At 62.1% G+C, this 18,253-nt stretch carries 23 protein-coding genes and 1 tRNA gene; 16 read left to right on the forward strand and 8 right to left on the reverse strand.

The window, feature by feature from the left end; all coding sequences use genetic code 11:
- The 4 genes from mnmG to IOC82_RS10020 are packed head-to-tail and all read left to right on the forward strand — an operon-like array spanning nt 1 to nt 4,240.
- Nucleotides 1-1,866 (forward strand): tRNA uridine-5-carboxymethylaminomethyl(34) synthesis enzyme MnmG, encoded by a 1,866-nt coding sequence (mnmG, locus tag IOC82_RS10005; RefSeq protein WP_290546040.1) that lies wholly within the window; start codon nt 1-3, stop codon nt 1,864-1,866.
- Nucleotides 1,863-2,489: a 16S rRNA (guanine(527)-N(7))-methyltransferase RsmG gene (gene rsmG / locus IOC82_RS10010; RefSeq protein ID WP_290546041.1), complete on the forward strand. Its 627-nt coding sequence runs from the start codon at nt 1,863-1,865 to the stop codon at nt 2,487-2,489. Before mnmG ends, rsmG begins: the two co-directional genes overlap by 4 nt.
- Entirely contained in the window at nt 2,482-3,315 is an 834-nt protein-coding gene (locus tag IOC82_RS10015) for a ParA family protein (protein ID WP_290546042.1), read from the forward strand. The genes rsmG and IOC82_RS10015 overlap by 8 nt, the downstream gene beginning before the upstream one ends.
- Nucleotides 3,316-3,361: 46 nt before the next feature.
- A complete protein-coding gene (locus tag IOC82_RS10020) occupies nt 3,362-4,240 on the forward strand; it encodes a ParB/RepB/Spo0J family partition protein (RefSeq protein ID WP_290546043.1) in 879 nt (292 codons plus the stop codon).
- Between the two features lie 79 nt (nt 4,241-4,319).
- Here IOC82_RS10020 and purH read toward each other — a convergent pair whose 3' ends face one another.
- Together purH and htpX are read right to left on the reverse strand one after the other, a co-directional pair.
- Nucleotides 4,320-5,900 carry a bifunctional phosphoribosylaminoimidazolecarboxamide formyltransferase/IMP cyclohydrolase gene (purH, locus tag IOC82_RS10025; protein WP_290546044.1) on the reverse strand — a complete coding sequence of 527 codons (1,581 nt, stop codon included), beginning with the start codon at nt 5,898-5,900 and terminating at the stop codon, nt 4,320-4,322.
- Between the two features lie 213 nt (nt 5,901-6,113).
- On the reverse strand, nt 6,114-7,028 hold the full coding sequence (gene htpX / locus IOC82_RS10030; protein ID WP_290546045.1) for a zinc metalloprotease HtpX: 915 nt from the start codon (nt 7,026-7,028) through the stop codon (nt 6,114-6,116).
- 42 nt (nt 7,029-7,070) lie between these two features.
- On the opposite strand from htpX, the gene IOC82_RS10035 reads away from it, so the two are divergent.
- A complete protein-coding gene (locus tag IOC82_RS10035) occupies nt 7,071-7,271 on the forward strand; it encodes a DUF1674 domain-containing protein (protein WP_290546046.1) in 201 nt (66 codons plus the stop codon).
- On the opposite strand, the gene gluQRS is transcribed toward IOC82_RS10035, so the two are convergent.
- The gene (gluQRS, locus tag IOC82_RS10040; RefSeq protein WP_290546047.1) at nt 7,272-8,057 is read right to left on the reverse strand and encodes a tRNA glutamyl-Q(34) synthetase GluQRS; all 786 of its coding nucleotides are present in this window, start codon (nt 8,055-8,057) and stop codon (nt 7,272-7,274) included.
- A gap of 45 nt (nt 8,058-8,102) precedes the next feature.
- Between gluQRS and IOC82_RS10045 the strand changes: the two genes are divergently transcribed.
- Complete coding sequence (locus IOC82_RS10045; RefSeq protein ID WP_290546048.1) at nt 8,103-8,732, forward strand: DNA-3-methyladenine glycosylase 2 family protein; 630 nt, start codon at nt 8,103-8,105, stop codon at nt 8,730-8,732.
- 64 nt (nt 8,733-8,796) lie between these two features.
- Nucleotides 8,797-9,363 carry an HNH endonuclease gene (locus tag IOC82_RS10050; protein ID WP_290546160.1) on the forward strand — a complete coding sequence of 189 codons (567 nt, stop codon included), beginning with the start codon at nt 8,797-8,799 and terminating at the stop codon, nt 9,361-9,363.
- Here the strand turns inward: IOC82_RS10050 and IOC82_RS10055 are convergent.
- From IOC82_RS10055 to arfB, 3 genes are read right to left on the reverse strand one after another with little or no spacing between them, the layout of a single operon-like run.
- Nucleotides 9,336-9,830 carry a disulfide bond formation protein B gene (locus tag IOC82_RS10055; RefSeq protein ID WP_290546049.1) on the reverse strand — a complete coding sequence of 165 codons (495 nt, stop codon included), beginning with the start codon at nt 9,828-9,830 and terminating at the stop codon, nt 9,336-9,338. The genes IOC82_RS10050 and IOC82_RS10055 overlap by 28 nt on opposite strands.
- Complete coding sequence (locus IOC82_RS10060; RefSeq protein WP_290546050.1) at nt 9,824-10,435, reverse strand: YqaA family protein; 612 nt, start codon at nt 10,433-10,435, stop codon at nt 9,824-9,826. Before IOC82_RS10060 ends, IOC82_RS10055 begins: the two co-directional genes overlap by 7 nt.
- A gap of 7 nt (nt 10,436-10,442) precedes the next feature.
- Nucleotides 10,443-10,862 carry an alternative ribosome rescue aminoacyl-tRNA hydrolase ArfB gene (gene arfB, locus IOC82_RS10065; protein ID WP_290546051.1) on the reverse strand — a complete coding sequence of 140 codons (420 nt, stop codon included), beginning with the start codon at nt 10,860-10,862 and terminating at the stop codon, nt 10,443-10,445.
- Nucleotides 10,863-10,926: 64 nt separating this feature from the next.
- On the opposite strand from arfB, the gene IOC82_RS10070 reads away from it, so the two are divergent.
- From IOC82_RS10070 to IOC82_RS10090, 5 genes are all read left to right on the forward strand, one after another.
- A tRNA-Leu gene (locus IOC82_RS10070) sits at nt 10,927-11,012 on the forward strand.
- An 89-nt stretch (nt 11,013-11,101) separates the two neighbouring features.
- Nucleotides 11,102-12,376: a D-alanyl-D-alanine carboxypeptidase family protein gene (locus IOC82_RS10075; protein WP_290546052.1), complete on the forward strand. Its 1,275-nt coding sequence runs from the start codon at nt 11,102-11,104 to the stop codon at nt 12,374-12,376.
- Between the two features lie 5 nt (nt 12,377-12,381).
- Entirely contained in the window at nt 12,382-13,272 is an 891-nt protein-coding gene (locus tag IOC82_RS10080) for a DMT family transporter (protein ID WP_290546053.1), read from the forward strand.
- A 3-nt stretch (nt 13,273-13,275) separates the two neighbouring features.
- Entirely contained in the window at nt 13,276-14,424 is a 1,149-nt protein-coding gene (locus IOC82_RS10085) for a GTP-binding protein (protein ID WP_290546054.1), read from the forward strand.
- A 5-nt stretch (nt 14,425-14,429) separates the two neighbouring features.
- Nucleotides 14,430-14,780 carry a Spx/MgsR family RNA polymerase-binding regulatory protein gene (locus tag IOC82_RS10090; RefSeq protein WP_290546055.1) on the forward strand — a complete coding sequence of 117 codons (351 nt, stop codon included), beginning with the start codon at nt 14,430-14,432 and terminating at the stop codon, nt 14,778-14,780.
- 39 nt (nt 14,781-14,819) lie between these two features.
- Here the strand turns inward: IOC82_RS10090 and IOC82_RS10095 are convergent, their stop codons facing one another.
- Complete coding sequence (locus IOC82_RS10095) at nt 14,820-15,698, reverse strand: dimethylarginine dimethylaminohydrolase family protein (RefSeq protein ID WP_290546056.1); 879 nt, start codon at nt 15,696-15,698, stop codon at nt 14,820-14,822.
- A complete protein-coding gene (locus IOC82_RS10100) occupies nt 15,695-15,931 on the reverse strand; it encodes a sulfurtransferase TusA family protein (RefSeq protein ID WP_290546057.1) in 237 nt (78 codons plus the stop codon). The genes IOC82_RS10095 and IOC82_RS10100 overlap by 4 nt, the downstream gene beginning before the upstream one ends.
- Before the next feature lie 43 nt (nt 15,932-15,974).
- Between IOC82_RS10100 and IOC82_RS10105 the strand changes: the two genes are divergently transcribed.
- Genes IOC82_RS10105 through IOC82_RS10120 form a run of 4 tightly spaced genes read left to right on the forward strand, consistent with a single transcriptional unit; the run spans nt 15,975 to nt 18,179 of the window.
- Nucleotides 15,975-16,559 (forward strand): MOSC domain-containing protein, encoded by a 585-nt coding sequence (locus tag IOC82_RS10105; RefSeq protein ID WP_290546058.1) that lies wholly within the window; start codon nt 15,975-15,977, stop codon nt 16,557-16,559.
- Complete coding sequence (mobA, locus tag IOC82_RS10110; RefSeq protein ID WP_290546059.1) at nt 16,556-17,149, forward strand: molybdenum cofactor guanylyltransferase; 594 nt, start codon at nt 16,556-16,558, stop codon at nt 17,147-17,149. Before IOC82_RS10105 ends, mobA begins: the two co-directional genes overlap by 4 nt.
- The gene (mobB, locus tag IOC82_RS10115) at nt 17,146-17,646 is read left to right on the forward strand and encodes a molybdopterin-guanine dinucleotide biosynthesis protein B (protein ID WP_290546060.1); all 501 of its coding nucleotides are present in this window, start codon (nt 17,146-17,148) and stop codon (nt 17,644-17,646) included. Before mobA ends, mobB begins: the two co-directional genes overlap by 4 nt.
- A complete protein-coding gene (locus tag IOC82_RS10120; RefSeq protein WP_290546061.1) occupies nt 17,643-18,179 on the forward strand; it encodes a DUF924 family protein in 537 nt (178 codons plus the stop codon). The genes mobB and IOC82_RS10120 overlap by 4 nt, the downstream gene beginning before the upstream one ends.
- Nucleotides 18,180-18,253 lie beyond the last annotated feature (74 nt).

The raw sequence follows: 18,253 nt of genomic DNA on the forward strand, positions 1-18,253 counted from the left end.
ATGAATACTAAGTTTGACGTCATTGTCATTGGTGGCGGGCATGCCGGCACCGAGGCAGCCGCCGCTGCGGCACGCCTGGGTAGCCGCACAGCCTTGCTGACGCATCGGGCTGATACCATCGGCGAGATGTCGTGCAATCCCGCAATTGGTGGCTTGGGCAAGGGCCATCTGGTTCGGGAAATCGATGCCTTGGATGGACTCATGGCGCGGGCTGCCGACCGTGCCGGCATCCAGTTTCGGCTGCTTAACCGCTCGAAGGGCCCTGCCGTTCGAGGGCCGCGGGCGCAGGCTGATCGCAAGCTCTATCGGCAGGGGATACAGTCGGCTATTGCCGATCAGTCAAACCTGACCGTGGTGGCGGGAGCAGCTTATGGACTAGAACTGCGTGATGGCAGAGTGACTGGTGTGATCTGTGAAGATGGCCGCATGTTTTGTTGTTCCGCGGTTGTCCTCACCACCGGAACATTTCTTAATGGTGTCATTCATATTGGTGACCGCCGCATTCCTGCAGGGCGACACGGTGAGCCACCGAGTCGAGGGCTTTCCGAACAGCTTACCGCAGCCGGACTGAATCTGGGACGGCTCAAGACGGGTACGCCAGCACGGCTCGACGGGCGGACCATCGCCTGGAACCGGCTGGAGGAACAAAGGGGCGATGCCGATCCGGTTCCCTTCTCCTTCTTGACCTCAAGCATCGAGACGCCTCAGGTCTCTTGTTACATCACACACACAACCACTGAAGGCCACCGCTTGATCCGCGACAACATGCATCGGTCGCCGCTCTACTCCGGACAAATCGAGGGGGTAGGACCACGCTACTGCCCGTCGATTGAGGACAAGGTTCAGCGTTTTCAGGACAAGGGGAGCCATCAAGTGTTCCTGGAGCCCGAGGGGCTTGATGACGATACAGTCTATCCCAACGGAATCTCGACATCCTTGCCGGAAGATGTACAGGAGCGCTTTATCCGCAGCATGCCGGGCCTGGAGGAGGTGGTGATCAAGCGTTGGGGTTATGCCATTGAATATGACTATGTCGACCCACGCGGTTTAACAGCTGCGCTTGAGGTGAAGAAACTACCCGGATTGTTTCTGGCGGGGCAGATCAACGGAACGACAGGCTATGAGGAAGCCGCAGCCCAGGGACTCGTTGCGGGAGCGAACGCTGCCCGGAAGGTGGTTGGACAGTCGCCACTCGTGCTGGACCGCTGCTCGGCTTACATTGGCGTGATGATCGACGATCTGGTGACCCGCGGCGTGGCTGAGCCCTACCGAATGTTCACGTCACGCGCCGAGTACAGGCTCTCACTTCGGGCCGACAATGCCGACCTGCGCCTGACCCCCATCGGCATCGCCGCAGGATTGGTGGGAGGTCCGCGCCAAGCCGCGTTCCGGGCCCGGGAGGACGCAGTGCGAGGAGGCCTGGACCTTGTCCGCTCCTTGACCCTTTCCTCCGCTAAAGCGGCTCGCAAGGGTCTAAAAGTTAACCAGGACGGGCTCCGACGCTCAGCGCTGGATCTGTTGGGGATGCCGGAGATTGGCTGGTCCGGTGTCATTCGCTTGTGGCCACAGTTGCAGGAGCTTCGTCCCGATGTGGTGGAGGCGCTGGAAGCTGAAGCTCTCTACGCCGGTTATCTCCAGCGCCAGGAGGCGGACATCGCTGCTGTTCGAAAGGAAGAACAGCTCGCTCTTCCGTCAGGCCTTGACTATGCCGCAATGCCCAGCCTCTCGGCAGAACTGCGACAAAAACTTGCGGCTGTACGGCCTGCGACGCTGGGCCAAGCCGCGCGAATCGATGGCATGACACCGGCCGCGCTGGCGGTCGTTCTCGGCCATGTCAGGCGCCACGGCCGACAGAGTGCAGCATGACGGCATCTGAAGCGGACACTATTCTGCATCGCTTTGATGTTTCACGTGAGACACGTTTAAAGATCGAGACCTATGTGAAGTTGCTGCTGATGTGGCAGCAACGGATCAATCTGATTGGCCCTGCAACGGTTGCTGCAGTTTGGGATCGGCACGTCTGCGACGCCCTACAACTCCTTCAACATCTTCCCCCCGGAGCGAGAACCATCGCCGAACTGGGCTCCGGCGCGGGAATTCCCGGGCTCATATTGGCCATTGCCGCAGGTCTCGATGCACATCTCTATGAAAGCAATGGAAAAAAGGCAGCCTTCCTGCGCGAGGCGGCGCGTCAGACGGGGACCCGGGCAATGGTACACAATGTTCGGCTGGAAAGCTTGACGCGCGATCGTAGTGTTCCCAAGGTGGACTGTGTCGTTGCCCGAGCCTTGGCGCCCCTGCCTCTGCTGCTTGATTATGCAGAACCCTTCCTGTCTCAAGGGTCCGTCGGGCTCTTTCACAAGGGACAAGAAGTCGACGTTGAATTGACCGATGCAGCAAAATATTGGAGAATGAATGCCTTGAAGCACGCGAGTCAATGCGACTCGCGGGGCGTCATCCTCGAAATCCGTGAGGCCTCCCGTGTCTGACCCGATACCTGGCACTTCGCTTGTTCCAGCCCCACGCATCCTTGCTGTCGCCAACCAGAAGGGTGGCGTCGGCAAGACCACGACGGCCATTAACCTCGGTACAGCGCTGGCGGCGGTGGGCGAGCGGGTACTGATCGTTGACCTCGACCCCCAGGGCAATGCGAGCACCGGCCTTGGTGTGCACCGCCGCCAGGGCCAGAAATCGACCTACCATGTGCTGATGGGCGAAGCGTCGTTGCGCAACGTTATCATCGATTCCGGGATTCCGGGGCTCCATTGCGCACCTTCTACCATGGACCTGCTCGGTGCCGAACTCGAACTCGCCGGCATCGACCGCAAGACCTACCGATTGGCAGATGCCATCACCCAACTCTGCCGCGAGAACGATCCGGAACGCACCTACACCTATATGCTAGTCGATTGTCCGCCGTCGCTCAACCTGCTGACCATCAACTCCCTGTCGGCGGCAGATGCCATCCTGGTGCCGCTTCAGTGCGAGTTCTTCGCGCTTGAAGGCCTCAGTCAGCTGATCAAGACGGTGGAGCGGGTGAAAACCAACCTCAACCCGCGCCTTACCATCCAAGGCGTGGTGCTGACCATGTTCGACCGCCGCAACAATCTTTCCGAGCAGGTGGCGGAGGATGTGCGCAGTGTCCTGGGCGACAAGGTTTACCAGACCGTCATACCGCGCAACGTCCGAATTTCCGAGGCGCCCTCGCATGGTAAGCCGGTGCTGCTCTACGATCATGCCTGCGTTGGTTCTCAGGCTTATATCCGCCTGGCATCCGAGATCATCCACCGCGAGCGCGAACTGCGCGCCGCCTAGATTCAATTCCGTAACGATCGCGTTTTGAAAGAGAGCAGGACGAGACATGGACATGGGCATCCCTCAAAAGAAGCGACTTGGCCGCGGACTCGCCGCGCTGATCGGTGAGGACACCAGCGAGGAGGCGGTGGTGCAGGACGTGCGCACGCTGCGCCACATGCCCATCGAACTGCTCAAGGCCAGCCCCAATAACCCACGCAAGAACTTCGCGGAGGCTGACCTTGAGGATCTATCAAAGTCGATCCGAGAGAAAGGACTGCTGCAACCCATCGTGGTGCGGCCCATTGCCAACGGCGAGTATGAGATCGTGGCGGGCGAGCGCCGCTGGCGCGCCGCGCAACGCGCCGGCGTGCACGACGTTCCCGTGCTGATCCGCGACCTCACCGATGGCGAGGCGCTGGAGATTGCCTTGATCGAGAACATCCAGCGCTCCGACCTGAACTCGCTGGAAGAGGCTCGCGCCTACAGCATGCTGCTCGAGCAATTCAGTTACACTCAGCAGCAGCTTGCCGACTCGATCGGCAAGAGCCGCAGTCACATCGCCAATACGCTGCGCCTGTTGAACCTGCCGGAGGCGGTGCGTGCCGAGATCGAGCAGGGCCGCCTCACCGCCGGTCATGCGCGTGCTTTGGTCGCAACCGATTCGCCTGCGGAACTTGCCGCCCGGATCATCAAACTCGGACTCTCGGTGCGCGAGGCGGAGAACCTGGCCCGCGAAGCTTTGGCGCCAAAGAAGCAGAAGATCAAGCCGGAGAAGGATGCCGACACGCGCGCCCTCGAAAAACTGGTGTCGGAGGCCATCGGACTGAAGCTTGAAATCACCCACAGGCGCGACGGCAGCGGCAACATGGTAATCAGTTACAAAACGCTCGATCAGCTCGAGGACGTTTGCCGGCGCCTGCAGAAATTGAGCGCAATCAGCTGATCGATCAGAACCTGCGTCAGAACGGGGGCTGGAGCGTGTTCTTACCGCAAGAGTGAGTTCCACTCTTCCAGAACATGACTTAGTGCCGGAAGTGCCTGACGCCGGTAAAGACCATGGCCAGGCCCTTCTCATCCGCGGCGCGGATAACATCCTCGTCTTTCATCGACCCGCCGGGCTGGATCACAGCCGTCGCGCCCGCTTCTGCAGCCTGAAGCAGTCCGTCGGGGAAGGGGAAGAAGGCATCCGACGCGACGACAGAGCCCTGGATCGATGGCTCGGTGAGGCCCGCCGCCTGCGATATATCGGCATTCTTGCGCGCCGCGATGCGCGCCGAATCCACCCGTGACATTTGACCCGCGCCGATGCCGACGGTGGCGCCGTTCTTCGCATAAACGATGGCATTGGATTTGACATGCTTGGCGACGCGGAACGCAAAGCGCATGTCGGCGAGCTCCGCAGGCGTTGGCTGCCGCTTCGTCACCACCCTGAGGTCCATGGCATCGACGGACATCGTGTCACGCGTCTGCACTAGCAAGCCGCCGCCCACCGACTTCACAGCCAACCCGGGACCCGACAACGGCCATCCGTCAAGCAGAAGCAGGCGCAGGTTTTTTTTCCTTGAAACGATCTCAACCGCTTTTTCATCTGCATACGGAGCAATAATCACCTCCGTGAACAACTCCGTGATTTCCGCCGCAGCTTCCGCATCCAGCCGGTTGCTCAACGCTATGATGCCCCCAAACGCGCTCACCGGGTCGCAGGCCAGCGCCTTGCGATAGGCGTCCGCGGCATCTCCGCCGACTGCAACGCCGCAAGGATTGGCATGCTTGACGATGACGCACGCCGCCTGCCCGCCGCCGGCGAATTCCGCCAGGCATTCGAGCGCGGCGTCCGTGTCGTTGATGTTGTTATAGGAGAGTTCCTTGCCTTGCAGCTGACGGGCTGCGGCGATGCCGAAGCGCGCGCCGGGCACAGTATAGAAGGCGGACTGCTGATGCGGGTTTTCGCCATAACGCAGGGCCTGAAGCTTGGCGCCGCCGGTGGCGAAATAGCTGCCCAAAGGATCGCCCGGCTGGGCGCCGAACCATTGGCTGATAGCCGCATCGTAACTCGCGGTGCGGGCAAAGGCCTTGGCCGCGAGGGACCGGCGTGTCTTCACCGCAGTCATATTGCCGCCTGACGCAAGCTCGCCCGCCACGGCATCGTAATCGGCAGGGTCGACGACCACCGTGACGTCATCATGGTTCTTCGCCGCCGCCCGGATCATTGCAGGACCGCCGACATCTATGTTCTCGACCGTGTCTTTCCAGGAGGCGCCGCGCGCCACCGCTGTCTCGAAGGGATAAAGGTTGACCACCAGAAGGCCGATCGGGCAGATGCCGTGGCTGTCCATTTCCGCCTTGTGCGCGGCGTTGCTGCGAATGCCGAGAAGAGCGCCATGAATGGCGGGATGAAGCGTCTTTACCCGGCCATCCATGATTTCCGGGAAACCCGTGAGGCGCGACACTTCGATGACAGGCAGCCCCGCCTCCGCCAGGGCCTTGGCCGTGCCGCCGGTCGAGATCAATTCGATGCCGAGTGAGACGAGTTTCGTTGCGAAGGAAATGAGCCCGCTCTTGTCAGACACGGAAAGCAGGGCGCGGCGCACGGGTTCGGTCATCGGAGCCTCGGATGTTGAAATCGCCGCCCGCATAGCACTTTCGCAGACCGGCACCAATTCAGGCGTGGCGGCGCAGTGCCGCTATGAGAGTATGATCCGCAAAAGTGGAACCCGCCCTTGCGGGAAGATCATGCTCAAGCTTTTGATCTGGCCCATCTTTCGCTTTGCAAGCGATTCCACTTGCTCGCCCGATGCGCTAAGTGCCGGTTGAGCTCATCCCCACGGACCGGATGTGTATCTGGGCGCGGTTTCCCATGGACCTGCACCGCGAGGGTGCATGGCGCCCATCTCGCCAGCGAGTTTCTGCAACTCGGCGATGCGCGTGGCGGGATCGGGATGAGTCGAGAACAGATTGTCCATCCGCATGCCGGACAGCGGGTTAATGATGAATAAGTGCGCCATCGCAGGGTTAGCTTCAGCAGCGGCATTCGGGATCTGATGCGCAGCCCGCGAAATCTTGCCGAGGGCCGAGGCCAGGGCCAGCGGCTGACCGGAGATTTCGGCGCCACCCCGGTCAGCGCCATATTCCCGCGTGCGGCTGATCGCCATCTGCACCAGCATGGCGGCGAGCGGCGCAACAACGATCATCAGGATCACGCCGATGGGTCCCAGGGGGTTGTTGCGGTCGCGGCCTCCGCCGAAGAACATGCCGAAATTGGCGAGCATGGAAATGGCCCCAGCAATGGTCGCCGTCATGGTCATGACCAGCGTGTCACGGTGGCGGATATGGGCCAGTTCATGCGCCATCACACCGGCAATCTCGTCCCGGTCGAGAAGGCGCAGCAGACCGGTCGTGGCGGCGACTGCGGCGTTTTCGGGATTGCGGCCGGTGGCGAAAGCGTTGGGCTGCGGATTATCCATGATGAAGACCTTGGGCATGGGCAACCCGGCCCGTTGGGCGAGTTCCTCCACCAGGCCATAGAATTCGGGGGCGCTCCCACGGTCAACCTCGCGTGCGCCATGCATGCGCAGCACCATCTTGTCGGCGTTCCAGTAGGCGAAAAGGTTCATGCCCCCCGCCAGCAGGAAAGCGATGAACATTCCCTGCTGCCGGCCGAGCAAATAGCCCGCCGCTAGGAACAAGCCCATCAGGGCCGCCATCAGCAATCCTGTGCGCAGGGTGTTCATGCTGCCAACTCCTCCTTGCCAAATGCCTCGGCCAATCTTCATATGAGGGCAATGACCACGGACCGCAAGGCCACGGCCGGCAAGCTGCTTTCCCCCGAGGCCCGGCGCGCGCTGGCCGAGGCTGAAAAGCGCCGCCAGAATACGCCCGAGCTCAAGCTCCCCAGAGAAGTGAACGGCCGCGAAGGCCCTGAGCCCACCCGCTTCGGTGACTGGGAGAAAAAGGGCATCACGTCCGACTTCTGATCAAGCAAGTCCCAGCCGGCGACGGATGTCGTCCGGCGTGGCGCCCTCGGCGCGGAGTTGCCGGAGAGACGCGCTGGCGATGCTCTTAGAAAGCTTCCGGCCATCCGCATCCCTGACCAGATCATGATGCAGATAACGGGGTGCCGGAAGACGCAGAAGCCGCTGAAGAAGCATGTGCAATGGCGTTGCAGGCTCGATATCCTTGCCGCGCACCACATCGGTGACGCCCTGTAGGGCGTCATCGGTCACCACCGCGATGTGATAGCTCGACCCGACCTGCAGCTTGGCGATCATGGCATCCCCCCAGACGGCCGCTTGCGGGTCGCCCAGCCGGTTCATGCCGACCCGCCAGCCGTGGATGTCGCCGCGGGCGATGAGGGCCTCTGCCACGTGACGCGGCAAATCGCGGCAGGCGCCACCGTAGTGCGGCTGACCATCAGGGTCGCGGATGGGCAGGGCATGGACCAGCGCCTCTTTGCGTGAGCAGAAGCAGGGGTAGATGGCGCCCATGTTCCAAAGCCGCATGAGGTTAACATGGTAGTCGGCAAGATGCTGGCTCTGGACCCGAACGGGTTCTTCCCATGACAGTCCCAACCAGGCGAGGTCTTCGAAAATTGCCGTTATGAATTCCGGCCGGGAACGGCTTTCGTCTGTGTCTTCGATGCGCAGCAGCAGCCGGCCACCCGACTCCGCAGCCATGCGGGCATTCAGTAGCGCCGAATAGGCATGGCCAAGGTGCAGATAGCCATTGGGGCTCGGCGCGAAGCGGAAGACGGGGCGGCTCATGCGTCAGGTCTTGCAGTTAACTCATGCAAAGGTCAAACAGGTGCCATGCAGCGGCTCGAAACCGAGAATGACATGAAAGTAGCCGTGGCGCAGCTCGCCGCCATGGAACCGCGCTTTGCGGCCATTGTGGAACGCCACGGAATGCCACCGCTGCGCCATGCTGTGCCAGGGCTCGAAAGCCTGTTGCGGATTGTCACCGGCCAACTCATTTCACTCAAGGCTGGTGAAGCCATATGGTCGCGACTCGCTACTTGCCTCGGCGGATGTACTCCTCAGGAAGTCCTGAAAGTGAGCGAGCCGGAGTTACGGGCTCTCGGTCTCTCCGCAGCCAAGGCCCGTACCTTCCGTGCCGCCGCCGCCGTGTTCGCGCAGGGCCGGTTTGACAATGCTCTGACCATAGGGGAGGAGGGCTTGCGGCGCCGGCTGCTCGACATCCCGGGCGTCGGCCCGTGGACGGCCAACGTTTATCTCCTGATGGCGGTGAGGGCGGCTGATGCCTGGCCCGCTGCCGACCTCGCCCTGCAGGTGGCGGCGCAGGACTTGTTCGGCATGGTGGATCGTCCGTCCACCAGACAAATGGTGAAACTCGGGGCACCATGGCGCCCCAATCGCTCTACGGCGGCCCTGCTGCTGTGGCAGCACTATCGCGTCCTGCGGGGCAGGCCCATCGCCTGACGAAGGGTCTTCACAGGATTGCCACACAAGATATAGTAAGTTCTTGAAGATTCGACCTCGTGAGGTGTGCTTGCAGTTCGTGCCGGTTGCGCCGGAAGCCTGTCCCGCCCTGGTTCTCAACGCGGATTTCCGCCCGTTGAGCTACTATCCTCTGTCGCTGTGGAGCTGGCAGGACACAATCAAGGCTGTCTTCCTCGACAGGGTGAACATCGTCTCGGAATATGACAAGGTGGTCAGAAGCCCGACCTTCGAGTTCCGCCTGCCCAGTGTCGTGTCGCTCAAGACGTTTGTGAAGCCGTCGCGTACGCCGGCCTTTACCCGGTTCAACGTTTTCCTGCGTGATCGCTTCACCTGCCAATATTGCGGTGGCCATGACGACCTGACCTTCGATCACGTGATCCCGCGCTCCAAGGGCGGCCAGACGACGTGGGAAAACGTCGTTGCCGCCTGCTCGCCCTGCAACCTGCTGAAGGGCGGATACCTGCCGCAGCAGATCAAAATGTTTCCGGCGCAGAAGCCGGTGCGGCCGAGTGTGGCACAGCTGCACCGCAACGGGCGCTACTTTCCACCAAACTACCTTCACGACAGCTGGCAGGATTATCTCTACTGGGATACCGAACTCGACCCCTGAGTTCCGCGCAGTCCAGCGATGGCCACCAGCGCGAGGCCAAGCGAAATCGCCGCGTTCCAGCCTGCGAGCGACAGTCCTAAGAGGCGGATTGCCGGCGTGTCGCAAAGAACCGCTGGCTTTGAAAGGTCGGGAAGACCGCCGGTGAAGCCCGCCTGGGCGGTGCAGGTGGCAGGCCCTGGCCACCATTTCCATTCCACACCCGAATGATAGATGCCGAAGGCCATACTGCCGAGCCACAGCACGGCGAGCAGCATCAGACCTGCCTTCGCGAGACCGGGGTTTTGCGGCCCAAGCAACGCCACGAGCAGCGCCAAAGGCATGCCGGTGTAATAGGCCCAGCGCTGCTTCAGGCAGAGTTCGCAGGGCAGATAGCCGTAATATTCGAAGCCCCATGCCCCCGCGATAGTGGCGAAGGCCACGACGAAGATCAGCAAGGCTGCGCGTTGCGGGTTGAGGTTGGTCAACATGTGGTCACGCTTCCGGCGATGGCTGAGTATTTGACGACGATATAGAGCAGGATGACGGCGCCCGCCACCATCGCAGCGAGCAGCCCAAGCCGCCGCTCGATGAAATCACGGATGGGCTCGCCCCAGCGGCGCAGCGCCCAGGCCAGTGCAAAGAAGCGCGCGCCACGTGCCACGACGCAAGAAATGACAAAGAACAGGAAACTCACCTCCGCCACGCCGGCGAGAATGGTGACGACCTTGATGGGCGGCAGATGCGCGAGGCCCGAGGTGACGAGCAGCAGCATCAGCGTGTCCTCGCCGGTGCATTGGCGCAAGTGGTCGAACTCGTCGAGCTTGCCATAGAAGTTCAGCACCGGCTTTGCGAAGACCTCAAAGGCATAATGGCCAAGCATATAGCCTGCGATTCCTCCCAGCACCGAGGCGACGGTGGCGATGAGCGCGAAGCGGTAGGCGCGCGCCGGGCGGGCGAGCGCCATGGGCAGGAACAGAACGTCCGCAGGGATCAGGAACACCGAGCTTTCGACGAAGGCAATCGCGGCAAGCCAGATTTCGGCAGTTTCGCGTGCGGCCAGCCCCAGCGTCCAGTCATAAAGACGTTTGAGCATCAGGGTGTCAATCCGTATCGGGGCGTGAGCTGCGCAGGCGCTTGGTCTGCGCGTGCCTGGACTTCGAGTCGAGACGGCGCGTCTTGGAGGCGCGGGTTGGTTTCGTGGCGATACGCCGCTTCGGGCGGTGCGCGGCCTTGCGCAGCAGCTCCACCAGCTTCTGCAGCGCAATCTCGCGGTTGCGCTCCTGCGAGCGCGTCTCCTGAGCGGTGATAACCAGCACACCCTCCTGAGTCAGCTGCCGTCCCGCCAGCGGGCGCAACCGGGCTTTCATATCCTCGGGCAGAAAGGCCTTTCCAACGTCAAAACGCAACTCGACGGCGGTCGACACCTTGTTGACATTTTGGCCGCCCGGCCCCGAGGCGCGCATGGCGGACCAGCTGATGCCGTCCTCGTCGATGGCCAGTGAGTCGGTGATGCGGATCATGGAAAATGCTTCTCGCCCTTTACGGTTGACGGCGCAAGGGCGGGCAATTATGCGGGGTTCGCGTGCCTCTGTGGCGGAATGGTAGACGCGGCAGACTCAAAATCTGTTGCTCGCAAGGGCGTGGGGGTTCGAGTCCCTCCAGGGGCACCAGCGATGCAGCGTGGCTGCCGCAGATTGTGCGGATTCCTGTGATGACAGAGCGGCTTGGCCACTTCCGCCTGACTTGGAGCAGACCTCTCTTGCCGACTCTCCGACGCATTTTTCTGGTCGTCCTGTTGCTTGCTCTGGCGCCATCTGCCTTTGCCGCGGGGCCGACCCTGCTGTTCGATCCGGCAACCCAGGAGGTGATCTCGCAGGACCGCGCCGGCGAGCCCTGGTACCCGGCCTCGATCACCAAGCTGATGACGGCTTATATCGTCTTCCAGAAACTCAAGTCGGGCGAGATGAAGCTCGATCAGAAGCTTCCAGTGTCCGAACTTGCCCATTCACAGCCACCCAGCAAGATCGGGGTGCCGGTCGGACAGGCCGTGAGCGTCAACTTCGCGCTTCAGGCACTGCTCGTCTATTCCGCCAATGACATGGCCTATGTGCTGGCCGAGGGTGCGGCCGGCAGCATCCCGGCCTTCGCGGCGGAGATGAACGGCCAAGCCCGCAAGCTCGGCATGACGGGCAGCCATTTCGAGAACCCCAACGGCCTGTTCGATCCTCGCCACGTCACCACCGCGCGCGATGTCGCCATCCTGGCGTCGATGATCCTGAGGGAGTTCCCGGAATACGACCACTTCTTCTCGCAGCCGTTCCTCGCAATTGGCAAACGCCGTCTGATGAACCGCAACTCGCTGCTGCGCCAGATGAAGGAAGCTGATGGCATGAAAACCGGCTTTGTCTGCAACTCCGGTTTCAATCTCGTGGCGACCGCAACCGAGGACGGGCACCGCCTGGCAGTTGTCATCTTCGGGGCCAACAGCGGCAAACATCGGGTCGACCTCGCCGAAATGCTGCTGACGGATGGCTTTTCGCGTCCTGCTGCGCCCCGAGTCCTGCTTCAATCCATTCCCAATGTGAAAACAGGCGGCATCGTGCCGACCGACATGACCCGCCAAGTGTGCAAGCAGAAACCCGTAACCCTTGCCATGTCCGGGAGCCTGGGCGGCTGGGGCATCTCCTTCGGCAATTATGAGAATTCCGCGACCGCCGACATGGCGCTGCGCGGCCGTATGCTGAGCCCCTCTGGCATGGATCTTATGGGAACGCCCGGAGTGATCCGCCTGCCGGAAAACCGCGGTTTTGCCGCTGCTATGTGGAATCTCGACAAGCCGGTCAGCGAGGCGGCCTGCGCGCGCTACCTCGCCGAGAAGGCGCCCTGCGAGGTGATCCCGCCGGAGACGTTCGCCCAGATCGCGGCCCTGGCGCCGGACCCGGCGCCACCGGCCGTTACGGCAGATCCCGAAGGTGACGATGTTGCGAAGCCTGCGCCGAAGAAGAAGCCGGTGAAGAAAAAGAAGAAGAACTGAGTGACATGATCAATCGGGCGGGACTGGCCATTGCCTGCGCCTTGGGCGCTGCTGGACTTTACGGGCTGGTGCCGAATTTTGTGAGCGGGGCCATTGGCAATGGCATTCCGGCGATCGAGAGCACACTGTTCCGAACCTTCCTGATCGCGATCGTCTTCTCGGTCATCGCCGTGGTGCGGGGTGATCGGCTGATGGTTCCCAGGAGAGCCCTGCCCAGCTTTGCCGGGCAATCCATTGCGACGTTGTTCGTCTCCGTCGCCTATCTGGGCTCCGTACAGTTCATACCGGTCGGACTGGCCGTCATCATCTTCTACCTCTTCCCCGTTCTCATCATGCTGCTGGCGCCCTTGGTTGAAGGCCGCAATCCCGGGCTCCTCCGCATCCTGATCGCCGTCGTGGCCTTCGCCGGTCTGGCAATTGCCGTGGGTCCGGGTTTCGACAGTCTGGACATCCGCGGCATCCTGTTGGCGGCGGCAGGTGCAGCAGGGGCGACGCTGCAGTTTTTCTCGGGCCGCTCCATCTCACGATACATGACGCCTGCGGCCTTCGGCAGCATGGTGCACATGGTGATCCTGCCGCCGGTGCTGGCCATTGCCCTCTATGCCGGTTCGGGCACCCTTCGGTTCCTGCCGGGCGGACCTGCCACGGGTGCGGGATTTCTGTTCATGTGCGGCGTGGCCATTGTCTACATCGTTGCCTACATGTGGCAGATGCTCTCGCTGCGCTTTGCGCCAGCTTCGACGGTTGCGCCCTACTATAATCTGGAGCCGGTGGTGGCGACGGCGGCGGCGGCCGTCATTCTCGACGAAAAGTTGCAGCTCAACCAATATGCCGGAGGCGGACTGGTTCTCGCCGCTCTCGTCGCAGCGAGTCTCCTTGGAAGGTGGAAGAAATAGTCCATGGCCAGTGCTCCCATTCCAATCGCAATCCTCACTGGTTTCCTTGGCGCCGGAAAGACCACACTGCTGAACGTCCTGCTGAAGGACCCGTTCCTGTCGGATGCGGCCTTGATTATCAACGAGTTCGGCGATGTTGGCATCGATCACTTGCTGGTCGAGCGGGCTGACGAGAATGTCATTGAAATGGCCTCTGGCTGCCTGTGCTGTACCATCCGGGGCGATCTGATCGACACCATGCATGACCTGCTGGCCCGCCGCGGCCGGGGCGAGGTTAGGGCGTTCAACCGGATCGTCATCGAGACCACAGGGCTCGCCGATCCGGCGCCGGTTCTGCATTCGGTGATGAGCGAGCCCAGCCTGCTTGCTGCTTGCCGCCTTGAGGGCGTCATCACGGTTGTGGATGCCTACAATGGCATGGCGACACTCAATGCCCATCCCGAGGCCGTGAAACAGGTTGCCGTTGCGGACCGTATTGTGCTCACCAAGCTCGACCTGCTTGTGGGCCGAGAGGGTGAGGACATGCTGTTCGCCATCATTGGCCGGCTCCGGAGGTTAGCACCCGCCGCCCGGCTGCTGACCACCCACCGGAATGAGGCGACGGCAGAGCGGCTGTTCACGATGGGGCTGTTCAATCCCAGCACGAAGTCCGCCGATGTCCAGAGCTGGCTGGCGGCCGAGGCCTATGAGACGGGCGAGAAGCGCGGGCGCCGCGGCCGGCGCGCGCATTCCCATGGCCAAGATCATGATCACCACAATGATCACGACCACCACCATCATGATACCTCCCGCCATGGCGACCACATTCGCTCCTTCAGCTTCTCGGACAGCAATGCCATCAGCCCGCAGGGGTTGGAGCTTTTCATGGAGCTCCTGAAGTCTTATCACGGCGCCAACATGCTACGCATGAAGGGCATCGTGAAAGTCTCCGACGATCCGTCACGCCCGGTGGTCCTGCACGGGGTTCAGCACGTATTCCACCCACCAGTAAGGCTTCCCGCCTGGCCGGACAAGGATGAGCGGACCCGTCTCGTGTTCATTGTCAAGGACATCGAGAAGCCGATGATCGAGGGGCTATTCCGCGCCTTCACCGACCAGATTACCGGCGGGGCGGAGGCCTTCACGGACAAGACCCTTTCGCTCAAAAGGTGACGGCCATGACCCTCAAGCTCTACGGACTTTCCAAATGCTCGACTTGCCAAAAGGCCATCGACTGGCTCGATGAGCGCAAGATCAGGCACAGCTTTTCCGACATAAAGGATAACCCCATCACCAAGGACCAGGTGGCCAAGTGGTCCAAGGCACTGGGCGGCTGGGAGAAGATGATTAACCGCGCCGGCTATACTTGGCGTGGCCTGCCGCCGGAGAAGACGGCGAACGTCTCCGAGGCAAAGGCTGTCGCTCTGGCGGTGGATAATCCCTCACTGATCCGCCGGCCGCTGATCGAGCACAAGGATGGCAGCGTGACGGTGGGATTCTCGAAGAAGATTCAGGACCTGCTGGCGTAAATCGAAATGGCCGGGGAAACCCGGCCATTCTTTCTTTCATCAGCCACGGACAAGAGGCCTCGTCATGCAGGTGGGGCCGCCTTCGCCCTTGCGGCAAATGTCGTAGCCCTTGATGACTTCGACCCTGACGCCTGCCGCCCTCATGCGGCGCTCGGTCTCCGGGTTGCCTTCCACCATCATGGCATGACGGGGTCCCAGCGCCAGGACATTGGACCCCATGGTGTCGAACTCATCTGCCGGTACTTCCACGAACTTGATGCCGCGCGATTCCAGGAATTCGATCTGCCGCGCCGCCATGAGCGGCGGGTAGACCACGGCCAGGTCATGGTCGAGCGGGGAGAGGCAGGACATCAGGTGGAACACGTCCGGCCGGCCCTTGTAGTGCGGCATGTCAAACCACAGTATTTCGACATCAGGCCCAGCCAGCTCACCCAACTGCCGCAGGCCTTCTAGGTTGGTGCGGTAGCCGACACCCGCCATCAGCGTATAGCGGTCGATCCAAACGAGGTCGCCGCCCTCCACCTTGCCCTCGCCGGTGATCTCGCCGGCGATGGGAAAGCCCAGCGATTCGAGCGCCCCACCGTTGACTTCCGATTCCTTGCGGCGCTGCGGCTTGCCCATGCGGGGCTTCACCAGTCCGCGCGGCGTCACGATCAATGCATCATGGGTATAGATCGAATCGAGCGTTAGCCCCGGCGCGGCGGGAAGCTTGATCACGTCGGCGCCGGTTGCGGCGAGAATGTCTTCCACAACCTTGTATTCCTTGCGGGCATTGCCGAGGTCGGGGCGGGAGTGGAAATTGAGGTCCTTCCACTCGGCATCGATCTTGGCGTCGCTGACGAAGGCCTGGTCCACGTCGCGGATCGCCACCTTCTTGAGGCTGCCCCAGTTGTTGAATGCGCCGAAATTGAAGCTCACTTGCGTCTGATCCTGAAGATGAGGGCGGGGCCGTCCCGCTGCTGGTCCAGCAGCACATGGCCCTGCTCGTTGCAGAAGTGGGGCATGTCTATGGCGGACATGGGGTCCGTGGCAATGACCTTGAGGATGGCGCCCGGCGCCATGGTCTCCAATCGTTTACGGGTCTTGAGCACCGGCAGTGGACAAAGCAAGCCGGAAAGGTCCAGCGTGTTTTCGGAGTGATTTTCGCTCATGGTCGCGCTACAGGGTAGCATCTGCGATAGAGGAGATACAGCCTTGCCAGAGCTTCTGACCAAACTGCCCATCGAGGGCACTGTGGAGGTGCTCCTGTCCAATCCGGAGCGAGCGTCAGGGCTCGAGAAGCAGAAGGTCGCCGAGGCACGGTTGCTCTTCACCGGCATGGAGGGCGATTGCCATGGCGGCCTCACGCGCAAGTCCGACAGCCGCATGCTGAAGCAGTATAAGCGCAACACCGAGGTGCGCAATTCGCGCCAGCTGTCGATCCTTTCGGTTGAGGAACTTGCCGAGGTGGCGGATGTCATGGGCATTCCGGCGGTTAAGCCGGAATGGGTGGGCGCAAACCTGGTGCTGAGCGGCATTCCCGACCTCACGCTGCTGCCGCCCTCGACGCGGCTGCAATTTCCTTCGGGCGCCATGGTCGTGGTCGACGCCGAGAATCATCCCTGCCGCTACCCGGCGGACATCATCGCGAGGCGTCACCCGGAACAGAAGAAAGGCTTTGTCGCCGCCGCGATGCACAAGCGCGGCGTCGTGGGCTGGGTGGAGGCGGAGGGCATGATCCGCGTGGGCGACAAACTGACCATCTGGATTCCACCCCAGCGGATCTACGCCCACGGATGAGGCTCTGCGCTGTCATCGTGGCCGGTGGGCGCTCCTCACGGATGGGACGGGAGAAGGCGTTCGAACTGATCCGTCGGCGAAGCATTCTGGAACGTGTGGTGTCCTGCCTCAGGATGCAAGTGCCTGACATCGTTATCAATGCGAATGGCGATGCCAGCCGGTTCCGCGATACCGGCCTTCCAGTCATCGGCGATTTGCGCGCCGATACTCCAACACCGCTCGCTGGGCTTCATGCCGCGCTCACACATGCCGTGGAGAGGCGCTTCGACGCCGTACTCACGGTTCCGTCCGATGCGCCATTCCTGCCGGCCGATCTCGCGCAACGCCTTCGTCCCGTCAATCGCCCGGCCGCCATCGCAGCCTCCGCCGGTCAGCAACATTACCTGACTGGGTCTTGGTCAGCAGCACTTCTTCCCGGCCTCTCGCGCGCGATGGACGAACCGCGCCTGCCACGTCTGCGGGACTGGACACTCGTGTGCGATGCCGCCGTGGTTCATTGGCCTGCCGAGCCCTATGATCCCTTCTTCAACGTGAATACGCCCGAGGAGCTTGCGGAAGCCGAGCGGATTGCGGCAGAGTTCAACCTATGAACAAGGTCATCGGCGTTGCCGGATTTAAGAATGCAGGCAAGACCACGCTGGTCGAAAAGCTCGTGACCGAACTCACCCGGCGCGGTCACCGCGTTTCGACGGTGAAACACGCGCATCACGAATTCGACATCGACCACGAGGGGCGCGACAGCTTCCGCCACCGCAAGGCAGGTGCTTGCGAGGTTGCCGTCGTTTCCCGCCACCGCTGGGCCATCATCCATGAGCTGCGAGAGGAGACGGACCCGACGCTGGATGAGATTCTGGCAAAGCTGGCGCCATGTGACCTCGTGATCGTCGAAGGCTACAAGCGCGACACGCATGACAAGATCGAGGTACGCAACCTTGACCTTGCGCATCCGAAGCTCGCCGGGGATGACCCGACCGTGGTTGCCGTCGCCGCAAACGGGGCCATTCCGGACGCACCGGTTCCGGTCTTCGGCCGCGACGACGTGACGGCTCTGGCTGGCTTTATCGAGCGGCACATGAGGCTCGCATGACGCCTGGGGATGTGACGCGCTTCTGGGAACTGGCCGGTCCGTCCCGCTGGTTCTTCAAGGATGCCGCCTTCGACGGCGCGCTTAAGGTGAGGTTCGGAGAGGCGCTGGCGGCAGCCCGGAGCGGCGCCTTCGACCACTGGGGCGAGACGCCTGAGGGGGCGCTCGGCCTCGTCATCCTGCTTGACCAGGCCTCACGCAACATTCACCGCGGCAGTCCGCTGGCCTTTGCCGCAGATGGCCGGGCGCTTCACCTGGCGAAGCGGTGGATCGGGCAGGGCTTCCACCAGAAGCTCATCGCCCCTCGTGCCTGCTGGCTGCTCATGCCTTTCGAGCATGCCGAGGACCTCGATTCCCAATACCGGGGTGTTGCCTTGTTCCGGACCATGGGTCTCCACGACCAGGCCCGCTGGGCCCAGATCCACCTCGACATCATCGCCCGGTTCGGGCGCTTCCCCCACCGCAACCCGGTGCTGGGGCGGGTGTCTACCCCCGAGGAACTGGCCTTCATGAAGGCGGGCGGTTTCGCCGGCTAGTGTCGGATTCTGCCCTGCCCCGGTCGTTCCACCTCACGACTGTTGAATGGTGCTCACTATTGTGCACTCAAATC

Source organism: Aestuariivirga sp. (assembly GCF_020252395.1).
Classification (GTDB): Bacteria; Pseudomonadota; Alphaproteobacteria; order Rhizobiales; family Aestuariivirgaceae; genus Aestuariivirga.